The following is a 22,964-nucleotide window of genomic DNA, read 5'->3' as shown; positions in this document are numbered from 1 at the left end:
GAAACCCTTTGTCCCTACTGCACTTCCTAAACCGGAAATACGCTGTAAGACTTACGTACAAACTTTACTTGTAGGGTGTGCACCGCGAACCTTACTACCATAAATTATTGCTAGAATCAAAGGTAGACTTTTTAGACGAAAAGAGGCGATATGATAAATCTCGATCTAACTCAAGCCAGCAAAAATATGGGTGCAGTTCGAGTCAAAGTCAAGCTAACCAATGCCATTGATGAAGAGTTAGTCAAGAGAGGATTGCTCAATCCAAATCTGTTGCGCGTGTACGAAGCAGAAGCACTGATAGATACTGGTGCAGTACGCACAGCTATTCCTGTAGAAGTCTGCGAACACCTCGGCTTAAGAATTCGGAGTCAAGAAATAGCAAAATATGCCGATGGCAGACAAGAAACAGTGGGATTAACAGGGCCTGTTATCATTGAAATAGAAGGGCGGGAGACAATTGAGGCGGCAATGGTTTTAGGGGATATGGTGCTCATCGGTCAAACTGTGTTAGAAACTTTAGATTTGCTGGTAGATTGCAAAAATCAGCGTCTAGTTCCCAATCCCGAAAATCCCGAAAGGCCTGTATTGAGAGTTTAATACTCAATCCAGCTTAAATACCTCCTTTATTTGTGATGTTCGAGTGCCGATATCGGCATGATGCCAGCATTTTTAATCAGCACATATTCCAAGGTTTACGAAGGCTTTTAGTCGTAGAGCCATTCTTCAAACTCATCTTTACAGCGCCAAGCATCAAAACAGGTAAAAGGTTCCCAAAACCAACGCAAGACTTACAATAAAATTAGGCGTTGCTTAATCAGGGTATGAAAAAAATAAGTTGAAAATTCCCAAGCTTTGTGGATACTGGTTTCTATGACTGGCATATTTAGCCTTTCATACCGTAAATCAGCAACGCCAAAATTTGATGTAGCTCAGCTTAAAAAATCGCCAAGAAGTCTCTAATAATTGTACATAAATTTTCCACTTACGTCGCACCAAACTTTGGAAAATGTAAGTTATCTATCCCAGTTTCAAAATTTTTAGTTATTCATAAAAATTCCTAAATATCAATAGAATCATAGGCGCACAGAAGCAATTACGCCCGCCTTCTTTTGCAAGATGTCTAATGTATAGGCCAACAGTATCTCCCGGATTTGAAAGAAAAACCTTTTTCCGTTACTCTATATAGGATTTAGCTGCTATAACTTGCATGGGTTTATTTTACTCTAACTATTGCAAGCCCTTGTTATACCCCGAAATCAACATTCAAATACTCATACTATATCTGCAAGTTTTTCCTAAACTCCTCTAGGGTTGGCGTTGGTTTAATGCGATGAATCATACTATGGCAATTTGAGCATAGCACAGTAAAATCCTTAAGCGGATCTAGTTGAATCTTTGCCCCGCTCAAGTTAGAAATTGGGACATTATGATGAGCTTCTATGTATCCTCTGCCTATTTCTCCGTATCGAGACTCAAAATCAAAACCGCACGCTTTGCACTCATATCCTTGCAACTGCTTAACTTTTTTAGATAACGTCTGATTTCGTTCTGTTACTCGATGAAGTCTATACTTTGTCGGATCTTCAAACCATTCTTTTTTTTGTTCATTGTTCTTAGCCTCCTTCTTCAAAGAAACCTACTTGAACAAATCAGAATCAGCCTCCTCCTTCAAAGAAACCTCCTCAAACAGGGAGAAGTAAATTTCAAGCACTTTCCTAACATCGTCTACCAACTCCTTGTCATCAGGAAGTGATTCCCTTGAATAAAACTTCGATGCTATGTTTCCTGCTTCATAAGCAAGTCCAAGCCTTCTAGAAGTAGTTTTTTTGGGAACCGAATCAAGCTGAAGATCGAGAGGTTCGGAAAATTCTCTGAGCTTGTCAGAACCAAGCTTATCTTTAAATAGTTGTGCTTGATCCCTTACCATGTCCCTCGACTTCCCAAGTCCGAACTTCTTTCTTTTATCTGCTATTCCTTGATTGAGAGAAAGATAAACGCCAGAGAAGTCGGCGCGAAATAAATAAACACAGTAAAACCCCGACTGGACACTCTCAGTTACAAGCTTGTTAAATATTGCTATCCAAGGAACTTTAGCCCAAGAACCCTTACCTGCTGAAGCTTCTACGCTATAGATTTCTGGTAATTCCAATGAAGCACTTATTGATTTCGGCACTACATTTTTGACATAACTAGCAAAGGAATGTCCCTGGAAGTTGTCCTTACTGACCAATGGATATTCCCAAAGGATTTTTTCAATGGACTCTCTAAGCGCCATAACCAATAATTAATGTTGCATCTTCGATTTAATTATCGTGCCTCACCAGCAGCTTTCAAATATTAACCCTGCCGATAACTTAGAGTATAACCCTTAATTATACCGCAACTGCGGTATAACATTCTATACTAGGTGTTAACTGCAGCAAACAACCACAAGATTAGCCGATCGCCCATCCTGTATATCGCCGCAAATGCAGCGCTACCCCCAACCAGCAAATCTGCCTTGCAGAAAGTACCACAAACGTGATACGGTATAAGCTTGTGTCCAAATAACACCAGTTCATGCCAAAACTCAAAACTCGCAAAGCAGCCGCAAAGCGCTTTAGAGCGACCGGCAGCGGTAAAATTGTGCGCCGCAAAGCTTACAAAAGCCACTTGCTACAGCACAAAAGTTCAGCTCGCAAAAGCCGTCTCTCTAAGCTGGTCGTCATCGACGAGACCAACGACGCTAACGTGCGGTTAATGCTTCCATACTTGTAAAGTTTAACGGAAATTAAAGATGACACGGGTAAAACGCGGTAATGTCGCCAGAGCGCGCCGCAAAAAAATTCTCAAATTAGCCAAGGGTTTCCGAGGCGCACAGTCCAAACAGTTCCGCACAGCTAACCAACGGGTGATGCAGGCCCTGCGTAACGGTTATCGCGATCGCAAAAAACGCAAACGCGATTTCCGCCGCCTGTGGATTGCTCGGATCAATGCCGCATCGCGCCAGCACGGCACGAGCTACAGCAGACTGATCGGCAACATGAAAAAAGCCAACATCGAAATCAACCGCAAAATGCTGGCACAAATGGCGATCGTTGACCCCGCAACATTCGGTAAAGTCGTGGAAATGGCTAATCGAGCCGGAGCCTGAAAGTTCGCTTGATTTTCAGAAGGCAGAAAGCAGAAGTAAGAAAGATTTAACGGTCTGCCAGAGAAGGAAAACTCCTGATAAATTGAGGAGGTTGAGACAAACTTTCCTTCTTTGTTCTTACTTCTGGACTCTGGCTTTTTCAGAAATCGCGATCGGGCCGGTCGATCGCTATTTCCTTGTTTTTTATACAGTTGCAGAGGCCAATGTCAGAGATGGCTAGCGCCTTAAAATAAATAAGACCTTCCACAGACCTACCTAATTTTAAGAAAAACATGGATAGTAATTTGCTCATTATTTACTTGTCAGTCCTGCTCGCTATACTCGGCAGCACTTCCTGGTTTGTGGTGCGCCAGATTCTCAAAACTCGGAAGTTGGAAATGTCTCTGGAACGCTTAGAAAATAAGCTGACAGTAGAAAAAGGAACAGCACAGGAATACTACGAATTAGGAAGTATCTATGTAGATAAGAAGCTTTACTCCCAGGCGATCGTACTGTTTCAAAAAGCCCTGAAAGCCAAAGACTTAGAAGGCGAAGAAAATCAAGCTGTTATTTACAACGCCCTCGGTTTTGCACACTTCGGCCAAGAACAGTACGACATCGCCATCCGCCAGTACAAAGAAGCCCTGAAGTTGCAGCCAGAATACGTTACATGTCTCAACAACCTGGCTCACGCCTACGAGCGCAAGAAATTAACAGCTCAAGCCTTGGAAATGTACGAACAAGCTCTCGCCTGCGATCCAGACAATACCACGGCCAAACAGCGAGTAGAGTCCCTTCGGAAGCGTTTGGTAATCTATAATTGAGCGCCCATGTTATGAGCAATAGAGATCCCGCAAACCTGGTTTCATTCAGAAACCGGGTTTTTTCTTCATATAGTCCAAGATACTAAACTATCCAACACATTAATGCGTTAGTTTTTAAGAACAGGAATTCCAAGTGAAGCTCGATCGCACACCGTCCCACCACTTTAAATTACTGTCAAGATAAAAGCAGTACCTGCAACGCCGGTCAGTTCTAAACAATAGAAGGAGGAGAACGTAGTGACATCAATTCTCGTTGTCGAAGATTCGTGGTTGACTCGCAGGGTAATCTGCAAAATCCTGCGAGCAGAAGGATACGACACTTGGGAAGCATCCAGCGGCCCAGAAGCTCTAGAACAGCTCGGCACTAAAACCCCAAACTGTATGCTCTTAGATCTGCTGATGCCAGAAATGGAAGGTCGGGAAGTCCTGCAAGCCATGCGCGATCGAGGATACAAAATTCCAGTGATCGTAATTACCGCAGACATCCAAGCAAGCACCCGCTCCGAGTGCATGGAACTCGGGGCCCTGGCAGTCATTCACAAAATGCCCAACTCAGACGAACTGATCGGGTGGATCAAAAAAGCTGTCAGTGTCAGCGAGGAGAGCACCCAATGAAATTAAGCACTCGACAGCTCGATGCTTTGCAGGAACTCGTCAACATCGGGATCGGTCAAGCCGCAGGGGTTTTGAACGACATGATCGACTCCCCGATTCGCTTGCAAATCCCCTACCTTCAAATCCTGACTCCCATCGACGTGGAAGAAGAGTTAGAGCAGCACCTCAACGGCGAGCCAATCGCCGCTGTCCAGCTCAAATTCACAGGCTCCTTTGGAGGCATTGCCCAGCTAGTCTTTCCCACCAACAGCGCTGCCTTGCTGGTGACAATGCTTACAGGTGAAGAAGTTGGAACTCACGATCTCGATTCAGTCAAAATTGGTACGCTGAGTGAAGTGGGAAATATTGTAATTAATGGGGTCATGGGTGCAATCAGCAACGTACTTCAGCAGCGCCTGAACTACTCAATTCCCACCTATAGCGAAGGGACGATTGCTAATTTGCTGATATCTGGCGGTTTAGCTACTGATACAGTTGTTTTATTAGCCCAGACCAGTTTCATGATTGAAAGGCTTCACATTGAAGGAGATATCATTCTTATTTTCAATGTTAATTCCTTTGACACCTTGTTGACTGCTATCAATCAACTTGCCGGGGGTCTATGATTGAGGAGAGCAAAAGTATTAAGGAAAAGTTTGGGGTTCTCGACAGCGTACCAGTCGGCGCCTGCTTGCTGCAAGATGATTTTGTGGTGCTGTTTTGGAACACTTGTCTGGAAGAGTGGACAAAAATTCCCCGCAGCCAAATATTGGGAACAAAGATCACAGCCCATTTTCCTCACCTGAGTCAGCTAAAGTACGCCACTCGCTTCAAGCAAATCTTTGCAGGAGGCCCGCCAACAATTTTTTCTTCTCAAATTCACAAACACCTGATTCCGGCAACTTGGCAAGACGGCCAGCAGCGAATTCAGCAAACTACTGTGACGGCTGTGCCGGCACTGGAGGCTGGCATTGAAGAACAGGAGATTAGAGACTGGATTCTCCATACTCTTGAGTTGGAATCAGACGGTACTGTCGGAGTCGGATCGCCAACAAGTGCTTTTTTGTCTAGGGAATCTCCACCCTCAGCTTCGTCATCAATATGGCCGGGGGTCAATGCCCCATCGTTCTACGCGCTGCTGGTGATTCAAGACGTGACCGACCTCACCCACCGCATCCAAGCTTACCGCACAATGCGGGATCAAGCTTTGGAAGAAGTGCAAGTGCGCCAGCGGGTGGAGGAAGAATTGCGATCGAGCCAGCATTTCATCCAGCAAATTGCTGACGCGGCGCCTTATTTGCTCTACATCTACGATTTGACCCAACAGCGCAACGTCTACGTCAACGGTCAAGCTTCTAAATTGCTGGGCTACACTCCCCAAGAAATTTTACAGATGCAAACTGCTTTGTACTCGAGTTTGGTGTACCCAGAAGATTTGCCGAGGCTCAAAGCCCACCAGCAAAAATTTCCCTTGACTCAAGACGGGCATATTTTGGAGTTGGAGTATCGGCTCAAACATCGATCGGGCCAATGGCGCTGGTTCCGCTGCCGCGACCAAGTTTTCGCCCGCACAGCCGACGGCTGCCCCAAACAAATTTTCGGCACCGCTCAAGATATCACCGAGTACAAGCGGGCAGAAGAGACGCTGCGGCAGCAGAACGAACGAGAACTGCTGATGGCGACAATTACTCAGCACATCCGCCAGTCTTTGGATTTGGGCGAAGTGCTCAGCACGACAGTGACAGAAGTGCGCCAGTTCCTTCAGGCCGATCGAGTGATGATCGTCCGCTTTAACACCTGTACCGGCAGTCTCTGCGCCGGCCCGGCGACGGGGGCGGTAACAGTCGAATCTGTAGCTGCCAACTGCCAGCCGATGTTGGGGGAAACCCTGGAAAATTTCTGTTTTGATCAGTTCTATCTCGAAGCGTACCAACATCGAGCGATCCGACCGATCGCCGATGTCTCGGCCGCCGATTTGCCACAATATCAAATTGACTTGCTCGCACAATTTGATGTAAAAGCTTCTTTGGTGGTACCGCTAGTGCAAGGAGACGAGTTGTGGGGGCTGCTGATGGCCCACCAGTGCAGTCCCCGGCAGTGGATGCAGTTGGAAGTAGAGTTGCTGTCTTCTCTGGCCACCCAGTTGGCGATCGCCATCAAGCAAGCAGAACTATACCAGCAGTTGCAAGCCGCCAACCTCAAGTTAGAGCGCTTGGCCAGTTTAGACGAACTCACGCAGCTAGCAAACCGCCGCCGCTTCGATCGGTATTTAGAAGTGGAGTGGCGAAGACAAGCGCGGGAACAAACGCCTCTGTCGCTGATTCTCTGCGATATTGATTCTTTTAAAAGTTACAACGATACCTACGGGCACCCAGGGGGAGACGAATGTTTGCGGCAAGTCGCCGCGGCGATCGGCAATGCAGTCAATCGCCCCGCCGATTTAGTAGCTCGCTACGGAGGCGAAGAATTTGCCGTTATTTTGCCCAATACCGCGATTCAAGGCGCCGTGCTGGTAGCCGAACACATACAGCTCAAAATCGCAGCTTTGCAGCTTCCTCACGCTGGTTCTCAGGTGAGCCAGTACGTCACTCTCAGCCTGGGCGTAGCGAGTATTGTTCCTGGATCTGAATCGGGAGCCGAAATTCTGATTGCCGCAGCCGACCAAGCGCTTTATCAAGCTAAACGACTTGGGCGTGCTCGTATCCAACTATACCAGCCTGAGCCTGCTGCGGGCAAGCCGAATGGGACAGGCACTTCGATACTTCCTGTAGATTTTTCCCTACCCAATACTAATTTACCCTCTCCCACTAGCGCTTGACTAATTGCACTATTTGTTGATTCGGAGTAGTTATCCCTCTTGTGTCACTTTCGCGGTAGTATAATAACCCGCATTCCGCACCCACAACTGGCACATACGCGGATTGAGGGGGTAAAGTGAATCATCCGAAACAATAGTGAGTAAAAATACTGAATAATCTCGGTCACGCTGGCATCACGAGCGTTAAGAATTCCCGATCATAGACGTGAGGGCGTGAGTTAAATCTGATGTAGGTTAAAATTGCGCTCGTCACAAACCAAGTTTATGACCTCACTGTTACCTGAGTGATGGCGAAAATGCCTGAATTGCGATGGCAACCATAGTCAATCATCACCAAAAATAGTGTAAAGTTGCGCTGGGTATGAACGCTCAAATCAGGATTCAGCAGCCCATGCAGAAAGCATCTTCCATGAAAGTAGAAAACTTAGACCATCTGGGATTGGTAGCAGGTCTAGTTGATGACCTAGGAATTGTCCAAAAAATCAATGAATTAGTAGGCGAACAACCGGGCGAGACAGTCAGTCCTGGGCTGGTAGTTAAAGCCATGATTATAAATAATACCCTGAAAACCCCGCGACTTTAGTCCGGGGATGAAAGGGACAAAGAGGCTTTAGCCTCCCAGTCTATTTTCTGAGCTCTCAGGATGGCGCTGTCAAGTAAAACCATGTAAATCTTGGTGAACAACTCGAGGGATATTAAGCCAACTCTGGTAGCATAAGACTATCGTGATGAGGTCGAAGTCATGTTAGTTTTTGAGTTCAAGGCATACGGGAAAAAACAGCAATTTGACGCTGTAGATGAAGCGATTAGAACGGTGCAGTTCATCCGAAACAAAGCACTGCGGTTTTGGATGGAAAACGAAAAAGTTGATAAATACGCATTGAACAAGTATAGCGCTGTTTTAGCTAAGGAATTTCCGTTTGGCGATGACTTGAACAGCATGGCTCGACAATCGAGCTCAGAAAGAGCGTGGTCGGCAATCTCCCGATTCTACGACAACTGTAAAAAGAAAGTCCCAGGAAAAAAAGGATTCCCGCAATTTCAGAAACACAACCGCTCCGTCGAATACAAGACTACGGGCTGGCGTCTGGCAGACGACAGAAAATCAATCACTTTTACCGATAAAAAAGGAATCGGCAAACTTAAATTAAAAGGAACGCGCGACTTACATTTCTCTCAGCGCAGTCAAATCAAACGAGTACGTTTGGTGAGACGGGCAGACGGATATTATGTCCAGTTTTGCATTCAAGTTGACCGTTCTGAAAAGATTGAAATCACGGGTAACGCCATCGGGTTAGATGTAGGACTTAAAGAGTTTTACACTGACTCAAATGGCATTGCAGTTGATAACCCGCGTTTCCTCCGCAAGGGAGAACGCAGGTTGAAGAAAGCCCAAAAACGAGTTTCAAAACGAGTCAAGGGTTCGCAAAACAGAAAAAAAGCTAGAGCAATTCTAGGAAAGCGCCACCTCAAAATCAGCAGACAGCGTAAAGATTTTGCCGTGAAGTTGGCAAGATGCGTCATCCAGTCTAACGACTGCGTAGTCTACGAAGATTTGAGGATTAAAAATATGGTGAAGAATCACTCTCTAGCAAAATCGATTAACGACGCATCTTGGTATATGTTCCGAATTTGGTTGGAATATTTTGGCAAAGTATTCGGAAGAATTACGATTGCTGTGCCAGCTAACGGAACAAGTCAAGAATGCTCTAGTTGCGGAACAATTGTTAAGAAAAGTCTCTCAACGCGAACCCACGCTTGTCGGTGTGGATGCGTATTAGATCGTGACTGGAACGCAGCTAAAAATATCCTAAGTCGGGGATTGAGTACGGCGGGGCACGTCGGAACTTGGATCTTAGATCCGAACGCTTGTGGAGAATTGACCGCTACCGATGTTGAAGTAATTCTGCACCGGCAAGTCGATTCTGCGAATCAAGAATCTCCTCGGCTTTAGCCAGGAGAGTGTCAAAACCATAAGTTCAGGAGAGCAAGAAAAATTAGTTGACGAGCTAGGAATAGAAATTAGAATCGCACACTATCCCCCCTATACATCGAAGTATAATCCGATTGAACATCGTTTGTTTCCTCACGTAACCAGAGCCTGTCAAGGAGTAATTTTTACTCCTCTTGAGTTAGTGAAAAAACTCAGGGCAAAAACTCATACTAAAACCGGGCTTTCTGTGGTAGTAAATGTGAGCGATAAAATTTATGAAAGTGGTCTAAAAGTAGCTAAGGGATTTAAAGAAAAAATGAAAATTATTTTTGATGAATATCTACCAAAATGGAATTATCGTGCAGTTCCGACTATTTAGCAGACGCTAAAGTTATTAAATTTTCATTCCTTAGTCAATTTCGCGGTGATGAGATAATCGAGTCGCCAACTTTTCCAGAGGTGAAACTAACGGCGCAACAAGTTTTTCAAGCTGGATTGACTGCGGATGAAATTGCTGGCGATGCGTGAGTGTAAATATTGCTCAGTCTGACAGATTTTTCGCCCTCACGCACCGTACAACTACAACTACTTCGGTTCGTGACTCGCAATCCGCTTGCCTTCGCCATCATACACCTGCATCGGGATTTTGGCGTTTTCGGCGATCGCCTCCAAAGCTTTTTGCAATGTTTGAACGTGCTTTTCTACAGCTTGGCGAGTCTTCACAGCATTGTTGTTGTTTGCTTGGATGAAGGTTTGTTGCAGTTTCTGCACGTAACCGGGAGTCATCTGTACGGCAATCAAATCTTTGCTAACAGTATAGTCGCAAATCTTGGGGTTGCCTTTACAAGTTCTATCTAAATCCGTGCGGGCTTTTTGCAGATTTCTTTCTTCCTGCAACCTTACTTCTGCTTGCTGCAATGAAGTTTTGTAGGAAGCGATCAGGGGTTGGGCTTTCTGAGAATAGGCAGTTGCCGCCGGCACTTGTTCCGCGTAACTCAAAGCTCTTCGCCAGGATTCTGATGCTTTAAACCAGGCGTTTTTGCCCTCAAAAATTTGAGCTTCCGCTGCTAAAGTCACAGCTTGAGTATACGCATTTTCCGAAATTCCTTCGACATTTTTGCGCTCGCGAGCTTCTGAAAGTTTGGTTTCGTATTTGGGAACTAACAGTTTAGCTTGTTGGTAAGATGTCGTGCTCGTGGGAATTTCTGATAGGATGTCGAGGGATTCTTCCCAACCTGATTGTACTTGAGTCCAAGTCTCGGCTGTCTGAGCTACGGCTTCGCGAGCTTCTGCTATTTGGGCTCTACTTTTGGCCGCGAGCAGCGTTTTTTCGGCTTTTTTCTCTGTGCTTAACTGGCGATTTCCAGTTGCTAAATTTTTCCGGTATTCCTTCGTTTTTCTCTGAGCGAACTGATAAACTGGGCTGTCTGTGGGGATTTCTCCGAGTTCGGCGATCGCACTTTGCCACAGAGATTGCGCTTCTTGCCCGTTCTCGGCAGAATAAGGCGGATTTTGGGTTTTCTGGGCTGCTGACTGTGCGAGGCGCGCTGCATCGATCGCAGAGTTTAAATTCTGATTTTGCGAACGGTAGCTTTCCAGAGCGCTTTGAGCTTCACCGCGATGAATTGACCAGGAGGGAATCGGTTCTAAAAGGGCGATCGCCTGTTTTAACTGTCGCTGCGCTTCTTGGGGGCTGTTGGCAACTTTTGAGGTTTTCAGCGTCTTCGTCGAATTCTCGCTCAACTGTTTGGCATTAGCTAATGCAGTACATTCTCCGATGACGCAGGGGCGGCTCAGCATATAATAACCGCCTGCCAAAATTAGCGCCGCCATGCTGACCATTCCTGCTGCAGCCAGCATCGCCAACGGTGAATGCTTGGGTTTTTGGGCAACTGTTACCGCTTCCATATCCAGCGGATTGAAGGGATTGTCTGCAATATCTGTGGGTATGGCAGCTACTTTAAAGGCGATCGGAGCGGAATTGCTGGAACTCTCAGACAAATTGGGGAAATATTCTTCATCCCACGCATCTTTCCCATCCGTTTCTAACGGTATCTCCTCCTCTACATCCGCCGTCTGCGCCACATTTTCTGTTAAGACTATCCCGGTTTCTGCTGCGGGGATATTCTCTGTTTTTTTTAACAACTGCACTGTTTTTGGTCTTGACAAAACAGGGTTGTGCATGGTAAAAGAATGGAAAGCATAAGGCTGTTTTTGCCCGGTAATTTTTAGGCAAAGTCCAATCTGTTGAATAGATGCTGGTTCTATTTCGAGAATTGCTGCTTCTAGCACCGCAAAAGTCGGTTTGGCTTTGAGAACTAAACTGCGCGGGTGTTCTCCCACAACCGTTAAAGATTCATCTCGAACATCGCAACTAATATAAAGCGGTAAGTTTTTAAATCCGGCTGCTTGCAAGTGTTGCTGCAATTTTACTTCTAGAATTTGGGCGTTGCTTTGTCGCGTTGCTGCTGTCATATTTTTTCCTCTCTCTGATATCACCACTTTCGATTTTAGATTGGGGATTTTAGATTTTAGATTGCAGAAGAGTCGGGATTTTTGATCTGTTTGAACTTGAGCCCCGATTCATTCCCAATCTTAACTCTGAAAATTCAAGTTGCCAAAAAATCTTAACTCTCAAATCTCAACTGACAATGCCTGTCCATAACTTTCGCTGTAATAAACTTGAGTCACGTCAAAACGTCCGCCATATTGTTTGAAAGGTTCTGCTGCATAACCAAGCGGCAGCAAACAGCAAACATCTACTTCTTCGGGAATTTGAAAGGCTTCTTTCACCTTAGCGCTGACAAAACCTTCCATCGGACAACTGTCTACCCCAAAACTTTTAGCTGCAATCATTAAGTGGGCTACTGCGAGCATTGTATGTCTGTTTGTCCAAGCTTCTAGGGAGTCGAAGCAGGGACGGTTCTCGAACAATTGCGGGATTGCTTGTCGCATATAACCGGCTAAATTGTCATTCATTGCCCCTGTGGCTTTGCCCAATTCGATGACGGCTTCGGTGTTTTCGGGGCTGGCGGCGCGCCGGTCGCCACAACAGATTAAGACTACTGGGGCTTCTACCACTTGGCGCTGATCGAAGGCGCAAGCTTTTAATTTTTGTTTGCTGGCTGGATCTTGAAGTACGATAAACCGCCAAGGCTGTAAATTGTAACCAGAGGGCGATCGCACTCCCAACCGCAAAATCTCTGCCAATATTGCTGGGGGAATCGGATCTGGTTTGAAGCTGCGGGCGGCGCGGCGGCTTTCGATCGCGGTTTTAACATTAATTGAAGGTTGGATTTCAATTGTCATGGATAATTGGTAATTGGTAATTGGTAATCGGTAATTGGGCATTGGCCCGCGCAGGGCATGGGGCATTGGGATTGGGGCATGGGGCATTGGGCATTGGGATTGGTAACTTAAAAAAGTTGAATTGTTTTTCTTCCTTCTTCCTTCTTCCCTCTGCATTCTTCCTTCTTCCTTCTTCCTTCTTCCTTCGTCATCCCAAGCCCAACTCGCGCTTGAGCAAATTAATCGACTTAGAGCCGATGTAATTTTCGGAGCATATCAGTTGCGGGGGACGAATAATATCTTCTCTAGCCGCATTGATGGCAGCTTTTACTGTAGCAAAACTCGGTTGGTCGCAAAAAATTGTTCTGGCCGATCGCACGATCGAGTTAATCTTGTATTCGTCTGACACCAAGGCCGTCATCACCAGCAAATCCTCTCCCCGGATGCTGTGGATGATGACTTCGGTCGATCGCAGCATTCCCGGACTCAGGCTAACGAGACCCAAATAACTGTCTTTCGGCAAACCCCCAACTAGCTGGATTTCCTGGCTGTAGTCGTAGATGTCTACGGGAATAACTCGCACTGAACGCGGTGCCGAAATCGATTCTGCTTCTCCGATAAAATATCGACTCGTGATCACAGTTCCCGAAGAGATTTGATCCAAAAAAGTACCTAGCTGTTCCATCGGCACTAACTGTATGGGAATGCGAAGAGCTTGTTCGAGTTCTTTCGCCATCAGTTCACCCACGCCGATGTCTTCTGTGGGGGCTGTGACGAGCACTCGGGCGCTGCACCTGAGCCGCCAGTCAATTTCGGTCAAAAATAATTCCCTCGCTTGGTTGAGCGTACAGCCCTGTCCCAGCAGTTGATCGATACTTCCTTGCACTATTTTGTTGGCAAGGGGATATTCTTCGAGGATCGGAGATTTGAGTTTGTTGCCTACCACTTCGTTGCCTTGAGCGCGGACGTAAATGCCCGATCCGGCTTGGGCTTCTACGAGTCCGGTATTTTCGAGCTGTCGGTAGACTTTGCTGATGGTGTTGCGGTGCAAACCCGTCTGCATGGCTAGCTGTCTGGTGCTGGGCAAGCGGTGTCCGGGCGGAAATTGTCGCGAGGCGATCGCAAACCTGATTTGATTGAATAGTTGGGTGGATGCTGGAATATCGCTATCGGTTTGAATATGAAATTGAACCATATTAAAGGCTCCGAGGACTTCAACTTAGTATTTTTATAACGTCGAGTACCGCGCCTAGGATTGCTCGGATATCTCTGTCTATAGCATAATCTTATTTGGTCGCTCTGCGGCAGCCGTTCTGCCGAGCGGGCGATCGCGCCGAAGAGATGATTAATCGCAGCCTCTGGAGTTTCCCTCAACAATCAGGTACTTTCAAGTCTTAGTTTTATTTACTCTGCAATTTTGAGATCGCTTGCTGTTTTTCTACCCGTCAGCAAATAAGTCCGCATTTGCCCTTTACCTTTAATCTCGATCTCGCCGCGATCTTCAAATTCATATTTATCCTGCAGCAACTTATAAGTATAGTGGCTGACTTGAATGCGACCTGTTATGCCGTGAGATTCCATGCGGCTGGCTGTATTCACGGCATTTCCCCACAAATCGTAAATAAATTTTTTAGTGCCGATTACCCCCGCTACCACCGGGCCGCTATTAATCCCGATGCGGAGGTCAAATTTCGCGTCTAGCTTCACATTTAATTCATCAATTGCTGCTAGCATATCCAGCGCCATTTCGGCGATCGCCTCTGCGTGGTCCGGGCGTTCAATGGGAATGCCGCCTGCTACCATGTAAGCGTCCCCGATCGTCTTGATTTTTTCTAACCCGTGCTTCTCGCTCAGTTGGTCGAAAGTTGAGAAAATTTCATTCAGCAAAAATACTAATTTAGTTGCAGGCATGGTGGTAGAAATTCTGGTAAAATTCACCAAATCGGCAAAAAGAATTGTTGCTTTTTCAAACTTATCTGCAATTAGCCCCGGTTGGTACTTCAACCTGTCGGCGATCGGTTCTGGCAAAATATTTAGCAGTAAACTTTCAGTTTTTTTCTGTTCTTTCCTGAGTGCCGATTCCATCTTCCTGCGCTTAGTTATATCATGAAAAAACACAGAAATGCCGTCGTGAGAAGGAAAAACCCGGACTCCCAACCACACTTTTAAGGGACGATAATATTTTTCAAAAGCCACTCCAATTTGTTTGGCTACAGCTTCATGATACTCTTTATAAAAATCCGAATTCACGAATTCGGGAAACTCTTCCCAAAAATTTTTACCGTAAAGTTCTTCCTGCGAGCGCTTCAAAAATTGCGATCCTTTGTAATTGACGTAAGTAAATCGCCACTGGGTGTCGAAAGCAAAAAAAGCATCGCTCATTCCTTCTAAAAAATTGACAATTTGCTCGTCTGTAGAACGCAGTTTTTCTTCTACTTGTTTGTTCTTGATCTGTGCGCGCTTTAATTTAGTTATATTTATTCGCAACTCCATCTGGTTGATAATTTGCCGTCCTAAAGTCCGCAGCGCTTCTAGCTGCTGTGGGGTGAGATTGCGAGGGATTGTATCTATCGCGCACAAAGTGCCGATCGGATAACCGTCAGGAGTTACTAGCGGGGCTCCAGCATAAAACCGAATATTTGGATCGGAAGTTACTAGCGGATTGCCGGCAAAGCGATCGTCATCTAGAGCATTGGGTACAACTAGCAATTCCTTGGGATTTAAAATAGCGTGGGCGCAAAAAGCTAACTCTCTCGGAGTTTCGGGCGCTTCCAGACCGACTTTAGATTTAAACCACTGTCGGTTAGAATCTATTAAGCTTACTAAGGCAATAGGAGTGCCACAAATATAAGATGCTAAAGCTGTTAGGTCATCAAAAGCTGCTTCGGCTTCTGTATCGAGAATGTTGTAGCGGTGAAGTGCTTCTAGCCTCTCTTCTTCGTTGCTGGGCAAAGGTGCAGCTTGCATCGGAGGCCGCGAGGATATAGGTTTACGAACAATGCGTGGAACTATTAGTGCTGCGAATTTTCTGACTTGCGAGATTACTTTTTTAACTAATATCAAAAGACTTGTTTTCCAACCTTTATTCATCTTTATTTATTTTTTTTCACCCCGGATGGAACTGCGTATGTGCGATCGAACTCGGCTCTACTTACGTATTTACCGCCACTAACTCCTCAATCTCTGGAGCTTTTGTCGGCAATTCGCCTGTCAATAGTTCTCTACCCTCATCGATGACAAGTATATCATCTTCTATGCGTATCCCCCGCACATCTGCAAATTTTTCCAACTTTTCCCAGTTTACAAAATCTTTATATTTGGCGCGGTTTTCTGGGTTATTTAAGATTGCCGGAACTTGATAAAATCCCGGTTCGATCGATACCAGCATTCCCGGACGCAAAACTCGATTCAACCGCAAAAATCCCAACCCAAAGCGACTGCTTCTGGTTCTTCCTTCTTCATAGCCAGCCAAATCTCCTAAATCTTCCATATCGTGAACATCCAAACCGATTAAATGTCCGATACCGTGGACAAAAAATAGCGCGTGAGCATCCATTTCTACTAAATCTTCAACATTGCCCCGCAAGATACCTAAATCAACCAATCCTTCCGCCATAATTCGAGCAGCTAACAGATGAATATCTTGATATTCCACCCCCGGACTAATTTGATCGATACAAGCATCGTGCGCTGCCAAAACCACATCATAAATCGCTCTTTGAGTCGGAGAAAACTTGCCAGAAACCGGCCAAGTGCGAGTCACATCAGCCGCCCATCCGGTTGATGTTTCTGCACCGACATCTGCTAACAACAAATCTCCGGTTTGTAGGGGATTGTGATAATGTTCGCTGTGCAGCACTTCTCCATGCACCGTCACGATACTGGGATAGGCATAGGTCATATTTTTGGAGATGATGACACTTTCCATTGCAGCGCGCACCCCTGCTTCAATTTGAGCATTTCGAGTGGCCGCCATTCCCGCTTTGTGAGCTTCTACAGTGACAGCCGCAGCTTGACGCAATTCGGCCAAACTGGCTGCATCGTGGCTCAGGCGCAGAGATATAATTGCCTTGGTTAATTCTAGGTCGATTCCGGTTGGGGATTTGGGCGGTGCCAGAGGGCGAGCGAGAATTTGAGACTGTTCCAACTGAGTCCAAGAATCCTGAACTGCGATCGTGGTTGCATTTGTAGATCGCGATTTCAATTCGGCCATTGGGAAAGCAGCATCAGCCCCAATTAGTTCGGCAATTTCTGCTCTTTTCGGCATTTCTCCGTGCCAAAGCGTGCTGCTAGCAGGTGCGTCATCTAAGAACAATTCTAATTTGCCCGATTCTAAGCGAATGGCAGCATTTTCTAAGGGCAAACCAGCAAAATATAGAAAGTGGCTGCTGGCACGAAAGGGATAAGTAAGTGCCGGATAATTGCGAGGAATGCTGCGCCCCGACCATAAAATTACCGGAAAATTAATTAAACGGGCCAGTTTTTGCCGCCGTTGGTGTAGAGTATTAGTCAACAAATCATAACCTTGTGTAATTGTCATGGGTAAAAACCTATAATTTTGAGTTGGGTTTGCAGTCAGCCACAAGTTTTTGCATTCTCAGCATTAAAGCACTAAAATTATGACTGCCAACTTGGCAGCCATTTTTGCGAAAATTCTCATCGGTCACTTCTTTTTTGCTAGCATTTATAGGCTGTCTTGTTTATAGCCTTTGTCCTCATCGCCTGGATGATTTGGTTAAGCAGTAAGCCCGATCCATCGGGAGGAAAACAGGCTGCAAGTGCTACTTGGCAGGCAATTAGCAGAAATGTGACAACACCTGCAATTAGTCAAATTCCTTGGTCTGGTTTTTGTTGATTGGGTGACGTGAGCGATCGCCTCTCTTGACTGTTTGATATATGAGACTTTAAAGTATAAGTAAAATTCACAGAAAAAACATGAAAATTTCTCATACAGATCCTCAAACTTCTGTGCAAGTACGCGACTGGCCGATCGCACACTTACCGGGATTGAGCAAGGAAAACCAATCTCAACTGGAAGAGTGCAGCATCACCACAACCGGACAACTAATTCGCATGACGAAAACGCAGGCGGCGAAAGTGTTGCTAGCCAATCAATTACAGATTAACATTCAATATATTAATAAATGGGTAGCGATGGCAAATTTGGCTCGAATTCCAAGTGTAGGGTGTCAGTATTGCGGGCTGTTACTTCACGCCGGCGTTGCTTCGCCGGCTCAATTGGCTCAAATGCCCGTGGAGAGATTGCACCAACAAATTTTAAGGCTGCACGTAGCGACAATGCAGCGCAATGACTTAACTCCTTCAGTCGATCGCGTGCAAAAATGGGTTCAACAAGCTAGATCGGTCAGTAGTCATTAGTCAGTTGTCATTAGTCAGTTGTCGGTTGTTAGTTGTTATTAGTTATTGGTTAATTCCCAATTCCCAATTCCCCATTCCCCATTCCCCATTCCCCCATATTATGTCAATTCAAGTTTACGGAATCCCGAACTGCGGAACCTGCAAAAAAGCTTTCCAGTGGCTCAAAGATAGCGATGTTAATTACGAGTTCATTAACACAAAAGAACAGCCGCCGACTCGCGAAACAATTCAAAGCTGGGTAGCTGCTTTGGGTTTTCAACCCATGCGAAATACTTCCGGTCAATCTTACCGCGCTTTGGGCGATGACAAGAAAAATTGGACTACCGAACAGTGGGTGGAGGCTTTTGCTAAGGATGCGATGCTGCTGAAACGTCCTCTTTTCGTTAAAGATGGAACGGCTGTTTTAGTAGGTTTCAAAGAAGACGCAATTAGAGAAAAATTGGGGCTTGAAAATGGCTGAGTTCAGCCTGTTGTTCGCCGCAAAAACTTGAGTTCGCCCATATCATCCGAGAAACCCCAACGCTCGTAAAACGGCATCATGTTCGGCAAACAATTAAGATAAAAATGCTCGACAGCTTGCAGTTCAGGATGAGTTAAAACTGCATCCATCAACTTCGCACCCAGTCCCATCTTTCTGTGTGTCGGCTTGATAATCACATCAAAAATCATGGCTCTATATACGAAATCGGTAATGACGCGGGTAATGCCAATTAGCCGATCGGTCTCATCGACAAAACCAATGATAACATCAGTCGCCGCCAGCATTTTCACAACATCTTCCCGCGTCCGCTTGTCGCTCCAAAACTCGTTTTTGTACAAATCCATCAAGTCAGAAACCTGGTTTTCGGTCAAAGTTTCGACAATTCGGTAGTTATCCATTTTATCTGTCATACTCTACTTTACCGTAATCTAGTTTAATTGCGCGATCGGCTAAATCAAAATAGCGATCGTCGTGACTAATCACAAACACCGTTTTCCCCCGCCGCTTCAACTCCGGTAGCAACTGCTTGTAAAAAATATCCCGGAAAAACGGATCTTGATCCGAAGCCCATTCATCAAACAAATAAATCGGTCTATCTTCCAAATAAGCCGTCAGCAAAGCCAGCCGCTTTCGCTGTCCCTGAGACAAAGCCGTAGTGGACAAAACTCCCTCTTTCACCTGAACTTTATCCTCCAAATGAAACTCTCGCAAATATTCAGCCGCCTGCTTGTCCAAATCGCGATCAGTCATCCCCAAAAGCCTTTCAAACAGATAGAAATCCGAAAAAATCACAGAAAAATGCTGCCTGTACCACTCTCGATTTCCATCAGTAATTGGCTGGCCATCTAAGAGAATTTCTCCCGATTCAGGAATGTACAAACCAGTGATTAGCTTAGCTAAAGTAGACTTACCGCTGCCGTTACCGCCAATTATAAACACCAATTGACCCGGATGAAACTTCAAATTAAGCTCGCCCAAAATAAAATTGCTGTCTTCTTTTTCTCCCGGATAGCTGTGAATTACTCGATTTAACTCCAGCCTATCCCACTCAGCAGTTTGAATCGGTTTAACCGTTGAATTTATCTCAGATTGACTCGCCAAAGCCAATCCCATTCTCTCTATCTTTTCCACAGAAGTATTAGCACGAAAAATCGCCGGCAACCTTTGCAAAATATTCTGAAACGGAGACATTAAATAGGTACTTGTCAGAATGTAAGCGGACAAAACCGGAGTAGAAACTGGCACAAACTGGGGTAAAGCAAATAACAGCAAACCCATCAGCATAAAAAATAGCAACTGCCCGACTCCAATCGCAACTGCACCAGTATTCAAAGCAGTCACGTTATAATCGCGGGAAGCATCAGCACTCACCTGCAATTGTTCCGTAAAAAACTCTTGGCGGCGCAAGGAATGCAGTTTAAGTTCCTTAATTCCATCAGTAATACTGCGAAAATGCTTAAACAATATATCTTGTTCTTCTCTGGCTAAATCGAAGAATTTCCGCATTTTGCTGAGCAACAACTGCACCGTGCCAATCATCAGCACCAGAAAACAAAATACAACCACAAAAACCGTACCAGAAATGGTGCTTAAATAAGTTAAGCAGCCCACGACAACGGCGATATCAACACAAAGAAAAGGAATCAAAAATATAGTATTAGAAAGCGTTCCCACATCATCAGTCAGAGTTGCCAGCAAGCGGTTAGCGCCCAACTCTTCCAAATTCCGCAAAGGAGTAGACAAAATGCCACGGCTCAAACTCAGCCGCAGATTGTAAACAGCTTCTTGAGAGAGATAAATTAACAAAAATTGGGATACAAAGCCACTCAAAAGAGCCAAGATTGCCAATCCCGCAAAATACCAGACTAAATTACCATTGGAATTGTCGCTGATGGCGCGGTTGATTAGGGAAATTAACATAGCGCTGCAACCGCCGCTGATTAAGCCTGTGAGTATGGCGATGGAAACATTTAACCAAGAAGCTTTTAATAGTAACCAAATTACATTCATCTAATTTTACTCTTAATTTAACTTTTGAAACTCAGGTGCAAACCAACCAAATCCCTGACTTCTTGGTAACAATCTCGATTACTACTGAATAAATTTGATTCAGCAGTCGGGTTTCTTGATATTCGCATCCCCCAATAGAATTAATTTTATTCTTGCACTTCCGTTTCCTGGGTTTCAAATACAACCAGCTCATAAATATCGAGCATCGACATTTGCACTTCCACGGAAGCGAAGGAAACTATTGCTGATTCTCCCTCATATTCCCGAAACAACCATTCATTTGATTCTGTTTTAATATATTGTGCGACTAAAAACTCAGATTGATTGACTAACACATATTCACGGAATTCAGGGATCGAGCGATAAAACCGAAACTTATCCTCCCGATCGAAATCCTTGGTAGACTTAGAAAGCACTTCCACAATCAGCACAGGATTGAGTATTTCATCTTTCCGTCCCTCTGTGCAAACTAATTCTCCTTCAACTACCATCACATCTGGATAAGTCCCGCGTCGATACCGAGGAATCCACAACCGCAAATCGCTCATAAATGGTCTGGCATTCTTTTCCCGCAAAGCAGATTTTAAGAACGCATAAATATTACCGATTATCTGGCTGTGATTAATACTACCACCCGTCATTTGTACAATTTGTCCATCGCGGTATTCATTTCTAAACTCAGCAGTTTCCTCTAACTCCCGGTACTCATCTGGAGTATAAAACTTTTCCTTACTTTGTACTAACATTGTTACCTCTGTACTAACTTTTATCTGCGTTAATTTGCGTTAATCTGCCTACATCTGCGGTTAAAAATCATAATTCACAGTATATCACAACAAAAAAAAAACGCCCAACTTCAAAGAGTCAGGCGTTTTCCACTATTTCAAAACCCAGAAAAATTAATCTCCGCGAGACACCAAATTCGATTCAATTTTGGCAGCCACCACAGGTTGCACCTGACTCAATGCCGACTGCAACATGGGAGTTTTGGTAATAGCATCATTAGCCAAATTAAACAAAGGGTTAGACAAAATTCCCGCCAATGTTGTCGCAACCAAGGTGAGTACAACGCTGACTTGCAAAGGCCGCATTCCCTGAAGGTTCCAGCGAACTTCGGGATAATTTTTTACCGCGTCTGACATTTCTTGAGGTTCTTTTACTACCATCATCTTGACAACGCGGATGTAGTAGTAAATCGAAACTACGCTGGTAACTAATCCCAGAATAACTAAGCCGTAAAGTCCTGCTTGCCAGCCGGCCCAGAACAGATAGATTTTGCCGAAAAATCCAGCCAGGGGCGGAATTCCACCGAGAGAAAGCAGGCAAATACTTAAGGCTAAAGTTAACAGCGGGTCTTTTTGGTACAAACCCGAGTATTCGCTAATTTGGTCGGTTCCAGTCCGCAGCGAGAACAGGATGATGCAGGCGAAAGCACCCAAGTTCATAAACAGGTAAACCAACAGATAAAATATCATGCTGGAGTAACCGGCTTCTGTTCCTGCAATCAAACCCAGCATTACAAAACCGGCTTGGGCGATCGACGAATAAGCCAAAAGCCGCTTCATGCTAGTCTGGGCGAGGGCAACCACATTTCCCAACACCATGCTGAGAATGGCTAAGGCCGTGAACACGAAGTGCCACTGTTCGGTAAGTGCGGGGAAAGCAGTTGTTAACAAGCGGATTGCTAGGGCAAAACCTGCTGCTTTGGAACCGACAGAAAGAAAGGCAACAACGGGTGTAGGAGAACCTTCGTAAACGTCAGGAGTCCACTGGTGGAAGGGAACTGCAGAGATTTTGAAGGCGATGCCGGCGATCGCAAAAACCAAAGCAATCACCAAACCGAGAGATTGACCTTCATTCACACTAGAAAGGTTAGCCGCGATCGCACTTAACTTAGTTTCGCCGCCCGACAACCCGTACAGCAGCGAAATTCCGTAGAGAAACACCGCCGAAGAAGAAGCCCCAATTAACAAATATTTCAAAGCAGCTTCATTGGAACGCGGGTCGCGTTTTGTGTAACCTGTCAGCAAATAAGACGAGATACTCAGAGTTTCCAACGAAATAAAAATCATCACCAATTCATCAGCGCCGCTGAGGAACATTCCCCCCAAAGTAGCGGTTAGTAAAATGCCGATGAATTCCGCTAAAGCAGTACCAGTTTGCAGTACATAGCGGACGGATATCAAAATAGTGACAGCCGCAGTCAAAGCGATAATGCCGCGAAACACTAAACTCAAGGCATCGCTGTTAAAACCGCCTAGAAACGAGATGGTATCCGTGTTATCCCACTGCAAACACAAGGCAGCGACGGCGGCCAGCAAACCCGCAACGGCAGCGTAGGGAGTCCAACCCGAGGAACTGCGGCCTACGATTAAATCGCCGACGAGAACCACCAAGAGGGTGATGATGACAATTCCCTCTGGCAAGATAGTTCCAGCATTTAGCTGGGCGGCAAGAGTAGCAAAATCCATATTTTCAGGCAGGTTGGGTAGTACAAGCCGCAAAGGCTGTAATGGGCAGTGAAC

The 22,964-nt window shown here is 45.4% G+C and carries 23 protein-coding genes and 1 pseudogene; 13 read left to right on the top strand and 11 right to left on the bottom strand.

Going from position 1 to position 22,964, the window contains the following annotated elements; genetic code table 11:
* The first annotated feature begins 150 nt into the window (after window positions 1-150).
* Window positions 151-597, top strand: coding sequence for a retroviral-like aspartic protease family protein (locus OSC7112_RS25560; RefSeq protein ID WP_015178607.1), 447 nt, complete (start codon window positions 151-153; stop codon window positions 595-597).
* A 679-nt stretch (window positions 598-1,276) separates the two neighbouring features.
* Here OSC7112_RS25560 and OSC7112_RS42470 read toward each other — a convergent pair.
* The gene (locus OSC7112_RS42470; protein WP_223300908.1) at window positions 1,277-1,513 is read right to left on the bottom strand and encodes an HNH endonuclease; all 237 of its coding nucleotides are present in this window, start codon (window positions 1,511-1,513) and stop codon (window positions 1,277-1,279) included.
* 123 nt (window positions 1,514-1,636) lie between these two features.
* Window positions 1,637-2,275, bottom strand: coding sequence for a DUF3578 domain-containing protein (locus tag OSC7112_RS25550; protein ID WP_041622738.1), 639 nt, complete (start codon window positions 2,273-2,275; stop codon window positions 1,637-1,639).
* A gap of 284 nt (window positions 2,276-2,559) precedes the next feature.
* Here OSC7112_RS25550 and rpmI point away from each other — a divergent pair, with 284 nt between their 5' ends.
* From rpmI to OSC7112_RS25505, 10 genes and pseudogenes are all read left to right on the top strand, one after another.
* Window positions 2,560-2,757: a 50S ribosomal protein L35 gene (rpmI, locus tag OSC7112_RS25545; RefSeq protein ID WP_006634164.1), complete on the top strand. Its 198-nt coding sequence runs from the start codon at window positions 2,560-2,562 to the stop codon at window positions 2,755-2,757.
* A 19-nt stretch (window positions 2,758-2,776) separates the two neighbouring features.
* On the top strand, window positions 2,777-3,133 hold the full coding sequence (rplT, locus tag OSC7112_RS25540) for a 50S ribosomal protein L20 (protein ID WP_015178606.1): 357 nt from the start codon (window positions 2,777-2,779) through the stop codon (window positions 3,131-3,133).
* A 272-nt stretch (window positions 3,134-3,405) separates the two neighbouring features.
* Window positions 3,406-3,936 (top strand): tetratricopeptide repeat protein, encoded by a 531-nt coding sequence (locus OSC7112_RS25535; RefSeq protein WP_015178605.1) that lies wholly within the window; start codon window positions 3,406-3,408, stop codon window positions 3,934-3,936.
* A 237-nt stretch (window positions 3,937-4,173) separates the two neighbouring features.
* Window positions 4,174-4,551 (top strand): response regulator, encoded by a 378-nt coding sequence (locus OSC7112_RS25530; protein ID WP_015178604.1) that lies wholly within the window; start codon window positions 4,174-4,176, stop codon window positions 4,549-4,551.
* A complete protein-coding gene (locus tag OSC7112_RS25525; protein WP_015178603.1) occupies window positions 4,548-5,156 on the top strand; it encodes a hypothetical protein in 609 nt (202 codons plus the stop codon). The genes OSC7112_RS25530 and OSC7112_RS25525 overlap by 4 nt, the downstream gene beginning before the upstream one ends.
* Window positions 5,153-7,348, top strand: a complete 2,196-nt coding sequence (locus tag OSC7112_RS25520; RefSeq protein WP_015178602.1) for a sensor domain-containing diguanylate cyclase — start codon at window positions 5,153-5,155, stop codon at window positions 7,346-7,348. The genes OSC7112_RS25525 and OSC7112_RS25520 overlap by 4 nt, the downstream gene beginning before the upstream one ends.
* 391 nt (window positions 7,349-7,739) lie before the next feature.
* Window positions 7,740-7,904 (top strand): annotated as a pseudogene (locus tag OSC7112_RS25515) (DUF4277 domain-containing protein); the annotation flags it as partial.
* A 186-nt stretch (window positions 7,905-8,090) separates the two neighbouring features.
* On the top strand, window positions 8,091-9,302 hold the full coding sequence (locus tag OSC7112_RS25510; RefSeq protein WP_015178600.1) for an RNA-guided endonuclease InsQ/TnpB family protein: 1,212 nt from the start codon (window positions 8,091-8,093) through the stop codon (window positions 9,300-9,302).
* The gene (locus OSC7112_RS36185) at window positions 9,271-9,660 is read left to right on the top strand and encodes an ISAzo13-like element transposase-related protein (RefSeq protein ID WP_317623959.1); all 390 of its coding nucleotides are present in this window, start codon (window positions 9,271-9,273) and stop codon (window positions 9,658-9,660) included. Before OSC7112_RS25510 ends, OSC7112_RS36185 begins: the two co-directional genes overlap by 32 nt.
* Window positions 9,630-9,809 carry a hypothetical protein gene (locus OSC7112_RS25505; RefSeq protein WP_041622737.1) on the top strand — a complete coding sequence of 60 codons (180 nt, stop codon included), beginning with the start codon at window positions 9,630-9,632 and terminating at the stop codon, window positions 9,807-9,809. Before OSC7112_RS36185 ends, OSC7112_RS25505 begins: the two co-directional genes overlap by 31 nt.
* 57 nt (window positions 9,810-9,866) lie before the next feature.
* Here the strand turns inward: OSC7112_RS25505 and OSC7112_RS25500 are convergent, their stop codons facing one another.
* The 5 genes from OSC7112_RS25500 to OSC7112_RS25480 form a co-directional block, all read right to left on the bottom strand.
* On the bottom strand, window positions 9,867-11,756 hold the full coding sequence (locus tag OSC7112_RS25500) for a hypothetical protein (RefSeq protein ID WP_015178599.1): 1,890 nt from the start codon (window positions 11,754-11,756) through the stop codon (window positions 9,867-9,869).
* Between the two features lie 159 nt (window positions 11,757-11,915).
* Window positions 11,916-12,590, bottom strand: coding sequence for a nitroreductase family protein (locus tag OSC7112_RS25495; RefSeq protein ID WP_041623468.1), 675 nt, complete (start codon window positions 12,588-12,590; stop codon window positions 11,916-11,918).
* A gap of 187 nt (window positions 12,591-12,777) precedes the next feature.
* Window positions 12,778-13,764: a GntR family transcriptional regulator gene (locus OSC7112_RS25490; RefSeq protein ID WP_015178597.1), complete on the bottom strand. Its 987-nt coding sequence runs from the start codon at window positions 13,762-13,764 to the stop codon at window positions 12,778-12,780.
* Between the two features lie 209 nt (window positions 13,765-13,973).
* Window positions 13,974-15,659 (bottom strand): adenylate/guanylate cyclase domain-containing protein, encoded by a 1,686-nt coding sequence (locus tag OSC7112_RS25485; protein WP_041622736.1) that lies wholly within the window; start codon window positions 15,657-15,659, stop codon window positions 13,974-13,976.
* A gap of 61 nt (window positions 15,660-15,720) precedes the next feature.
* On the bottom strand, window positions 15,721-17,109 hold the full coding sequence (locus OSC7112_RS25480) for an aminopeptidase P family protein (protein WP_015178595.1): 1,389 nt from the start codon (window positions 17,107-17,109) through the stop codon (window positions 15,721-15,723).
* Between the two features lie 395 nt (window positions 17,110-17,504).
* On the opposite strand from OSC7112_RS25480, the gene OSC7112_RS25475 reads away from it, so the two are divergent.
* Together OSC7112_RS25475 and OSC7112_RS25470 are read left to right on the top strand one after the other, a co-directional pair.
* Window positions 17,505-17,948, top strand: a complete 444-nt coding sequence (locus OSC7112_RS25475) for a DUF4332 domain-containing protein (RefSeq protein ID WP_015178594.1) — start codon at window positions 17,505-17,507, stop codon at window positions 17,946-17,948.
* Between the two features lie 100 nt (window positions 17,949-18,048).
* Window positions 18,049-18,408, top strand: a complete 360-nt coding sequence (locus OSC7112_RS25470) for a Spx/MgsR family RNA polymerase-binding regulatory protein (RefSeq protein WP_015178593.1) — start codon at window positions 18,049-18,051, stop codon at window positions 18,406-18,408.
* Window positions 18,409-18,410: 2 nt separating this feature from the next.
* On the opposite strand, the gene OSC7112_RS25465 is transcribed toward OSC7112_RS25470, so the two are convergent.
* The 4 genes from OSC7112_RS25465 to OSC7112_RS25450 form a co-directional block, all read right to left on the bottom strand.
* On the bottom strand, window positions 18,411-18,839 hold the full coding sequence (locus tag OSC7112_RS25465) for a GNAT family N-acetyltransferase (RefSeq protein ID WP_015178592.1): 429 nt from the start codon (window positions 18,837-18,839) through the stop codon (window positions 18,411-18,413).
* Window positions 18,829-20,439, bottom strand: coding sequence for a cyclic peptide export ABC transporter (locus OSC7112_RS25460; RefSeq protein ID WP_015178591.1), 1,611 nt, complete (start codon window positions 20,437-20,439; stop codon window positions 18,829-18,831). The genes OSC7112_RS25465 and OSC7112_RS25460 overlap by 11 nt, the downstream gene beginning before the upstream one ends.
* A gap of 146 nt (window positions 20,440-20,585) precedes the next feature.
* Window positions 20,586-21,185 carry a Uma2 family endonuclease gene (locus OSC7112_RS25455; protein ID WP_015178590.1) on the bottom strand — a complete coding sequence of 200 codons (600 nt, stop codon included), beginning with the start codon at window positions 21,183-21,185 and terminating at the stop codon, window positions 20,586-20,588.
* Between the two features lie 153 nt (window positions 21,186-21,338).
* Window positions 21,339-22,910, bottom strand: coding sequence for an NAD(P)H-quinone oxidoreductase subunit N (locus tag OSC7112_RS25450; protein ID WP_041622735.1), 1,572 nt, complete (start codon window positions 22,908-22,910; stop codon window positions 21,339-21,341).
* Window positions 22,911-22,964 lie beyond the last annotated feature (54 nt).

The sequence above is a fragment of the Oscillatoria nigro-viridis PCC 7112 genome, assembly GCF_000317475.1.
GTDB lineage: Bacteria > Cyanobacteriota > Cyanobacteriia > Cyanobacteriales > Microcoleaceae > Microcoleus > Microcoleus nigroviridis.
This window is presented reverse-complemented; position numbering and strand designations above follow the sequence as displayed.

Coding starts and splice junctions, on each gene's coding strand:
- OSC7112_RS25560 (WP_015178607.1), top strand. CDS start 151: ATGATAAATCTCGATCTAACTCAAGCCAGCAAAAATATGGGTGCAGTT.
- OSC7112_RS25550 (WP_041622738.1), bottom strand. CDS start 2,275: ATGGCGCTTAGAGAGTCCATTGAAAAAATCCTTTGGGAATATCCATTG.
- rpmI (WP_006634164.1), top strand. CDS start 2,560: ATGCCAAAACTCAAAACTCGCAAAGCAGCCGCAAAGCGCTTTAGAGCG.
- rplT (WP_015178606.1), top strand. CDS start 2,777: ATGACACGGGTAAAACGCGGTAATGTCGCCAGAGCGCGCCGCAAAAAA.
- OSC7112_RS25535 (WP_015178605.1), top strand. CDS start 3,406: ATGGATAGTAATTTGCTCATTATTTACTTGTCAGTCCTGCTCGCTATA.
- OSC7112_RS25525 (WP_015178603.1), top strand. CDS start 4,548: ATGAAATTAAGCACTCGACAGCTCGATGCTTTGCAGGAACTCGTCAAC.
- OSC7112_RS25520 (WP_015178602.1), top strand. CDS start 5,153: ATGATTGAGGAGAGCAAAAGTATTAAGGAAAAGTTTGGGGTTCTCGAC.
- OSC7112_RS25510 (WP_015178600.1), top strand. CDS start 8,091: ATGTTAGTTTTTGAGTTCAAGGCATACGGGAAAAAACAGCAATTTGAC.
- OSC7112_RS25505 (WP_041622737.1), top strand. CDS start 9,630: ATGGAATTATCGTGCAGTTCCGACTATTTAGCAGACGCTAAAGTTATT.
- OSC7112_RS25500 (WP_015178599.1), bottom strand. CDS start 11,756: ATGACAGCAGCAACGCGACAAAGCAACGCCCAAATTCTAGAAGTAAAA.
- OSC7112_RS25495 (WP_041623468.1), bottom strand. CDS start 12,590: ATGACAATTGAAATCCAACCTTCAATTAATGTTAAAACCGCGATCGAA.
- OSC7112_RS25490 (WP_015178597.1), bottom strand. CDS start 13,764: ATGGTTCAATTTCATATTCAAACCGATAGCGATATTCCAGCATCCACC.
- OSC7112_RS25485 (WP_041622736.1), bottom strand. CDS start 15,659: ATGAATAAAGGTTGGAAAACAAGTCTTTTGATATTAGTTAAAAAAGTA.
- OSC7112_RS25480 (WP_015178595.1), bottom strand. CDS start 17,109: ATGACAATTACACAAGGTTATGATTTGTTGACTAATACTCTACACCAA.
- OSC7112_RS25475 (WP_015178594.1), top strand. CDS start 17,505: ATGAAAATTTCTCATACAGATCCTCAAACTTCTGTGCAAGTACGCGAC.
- OSC7112_RS25470 (WP_015178593.1), top strand. CDS start 18,049: ATGTCAATTCAAGTTTACGGAATCCCGAACTGCGGAACCTGCAAAAAA.
- OSC7112_RS25465 (WP_015178592.1), bottom strand. CDS start 18,839: ATGACAGATAAAATGGATAACTACCGAATTGTCGAAACTTTGACCGAA.
- OSC7112_RS25460 (WP_015178591.1), bottom strand. CDS start 20,439: ATGAATGTAATTTGGTTACTATTAAAAGCTTCTTGGTTAAATGTTTCC.
- OSC7112_RS25455 (WP_015178590.1), bottom strand. CDS start 21,185: ATGTTAGTACAAAGTAAGGAAAAGTTTTATACTCCAGATGAGTACCGG.
- OSC7112_RS25450 (WP_041622735.1), bottom strand. CDS start 22,910: ATGGATTTTGCTACTCTTGCCGCCCAGCTAAATGCTGGAACTATCTTG.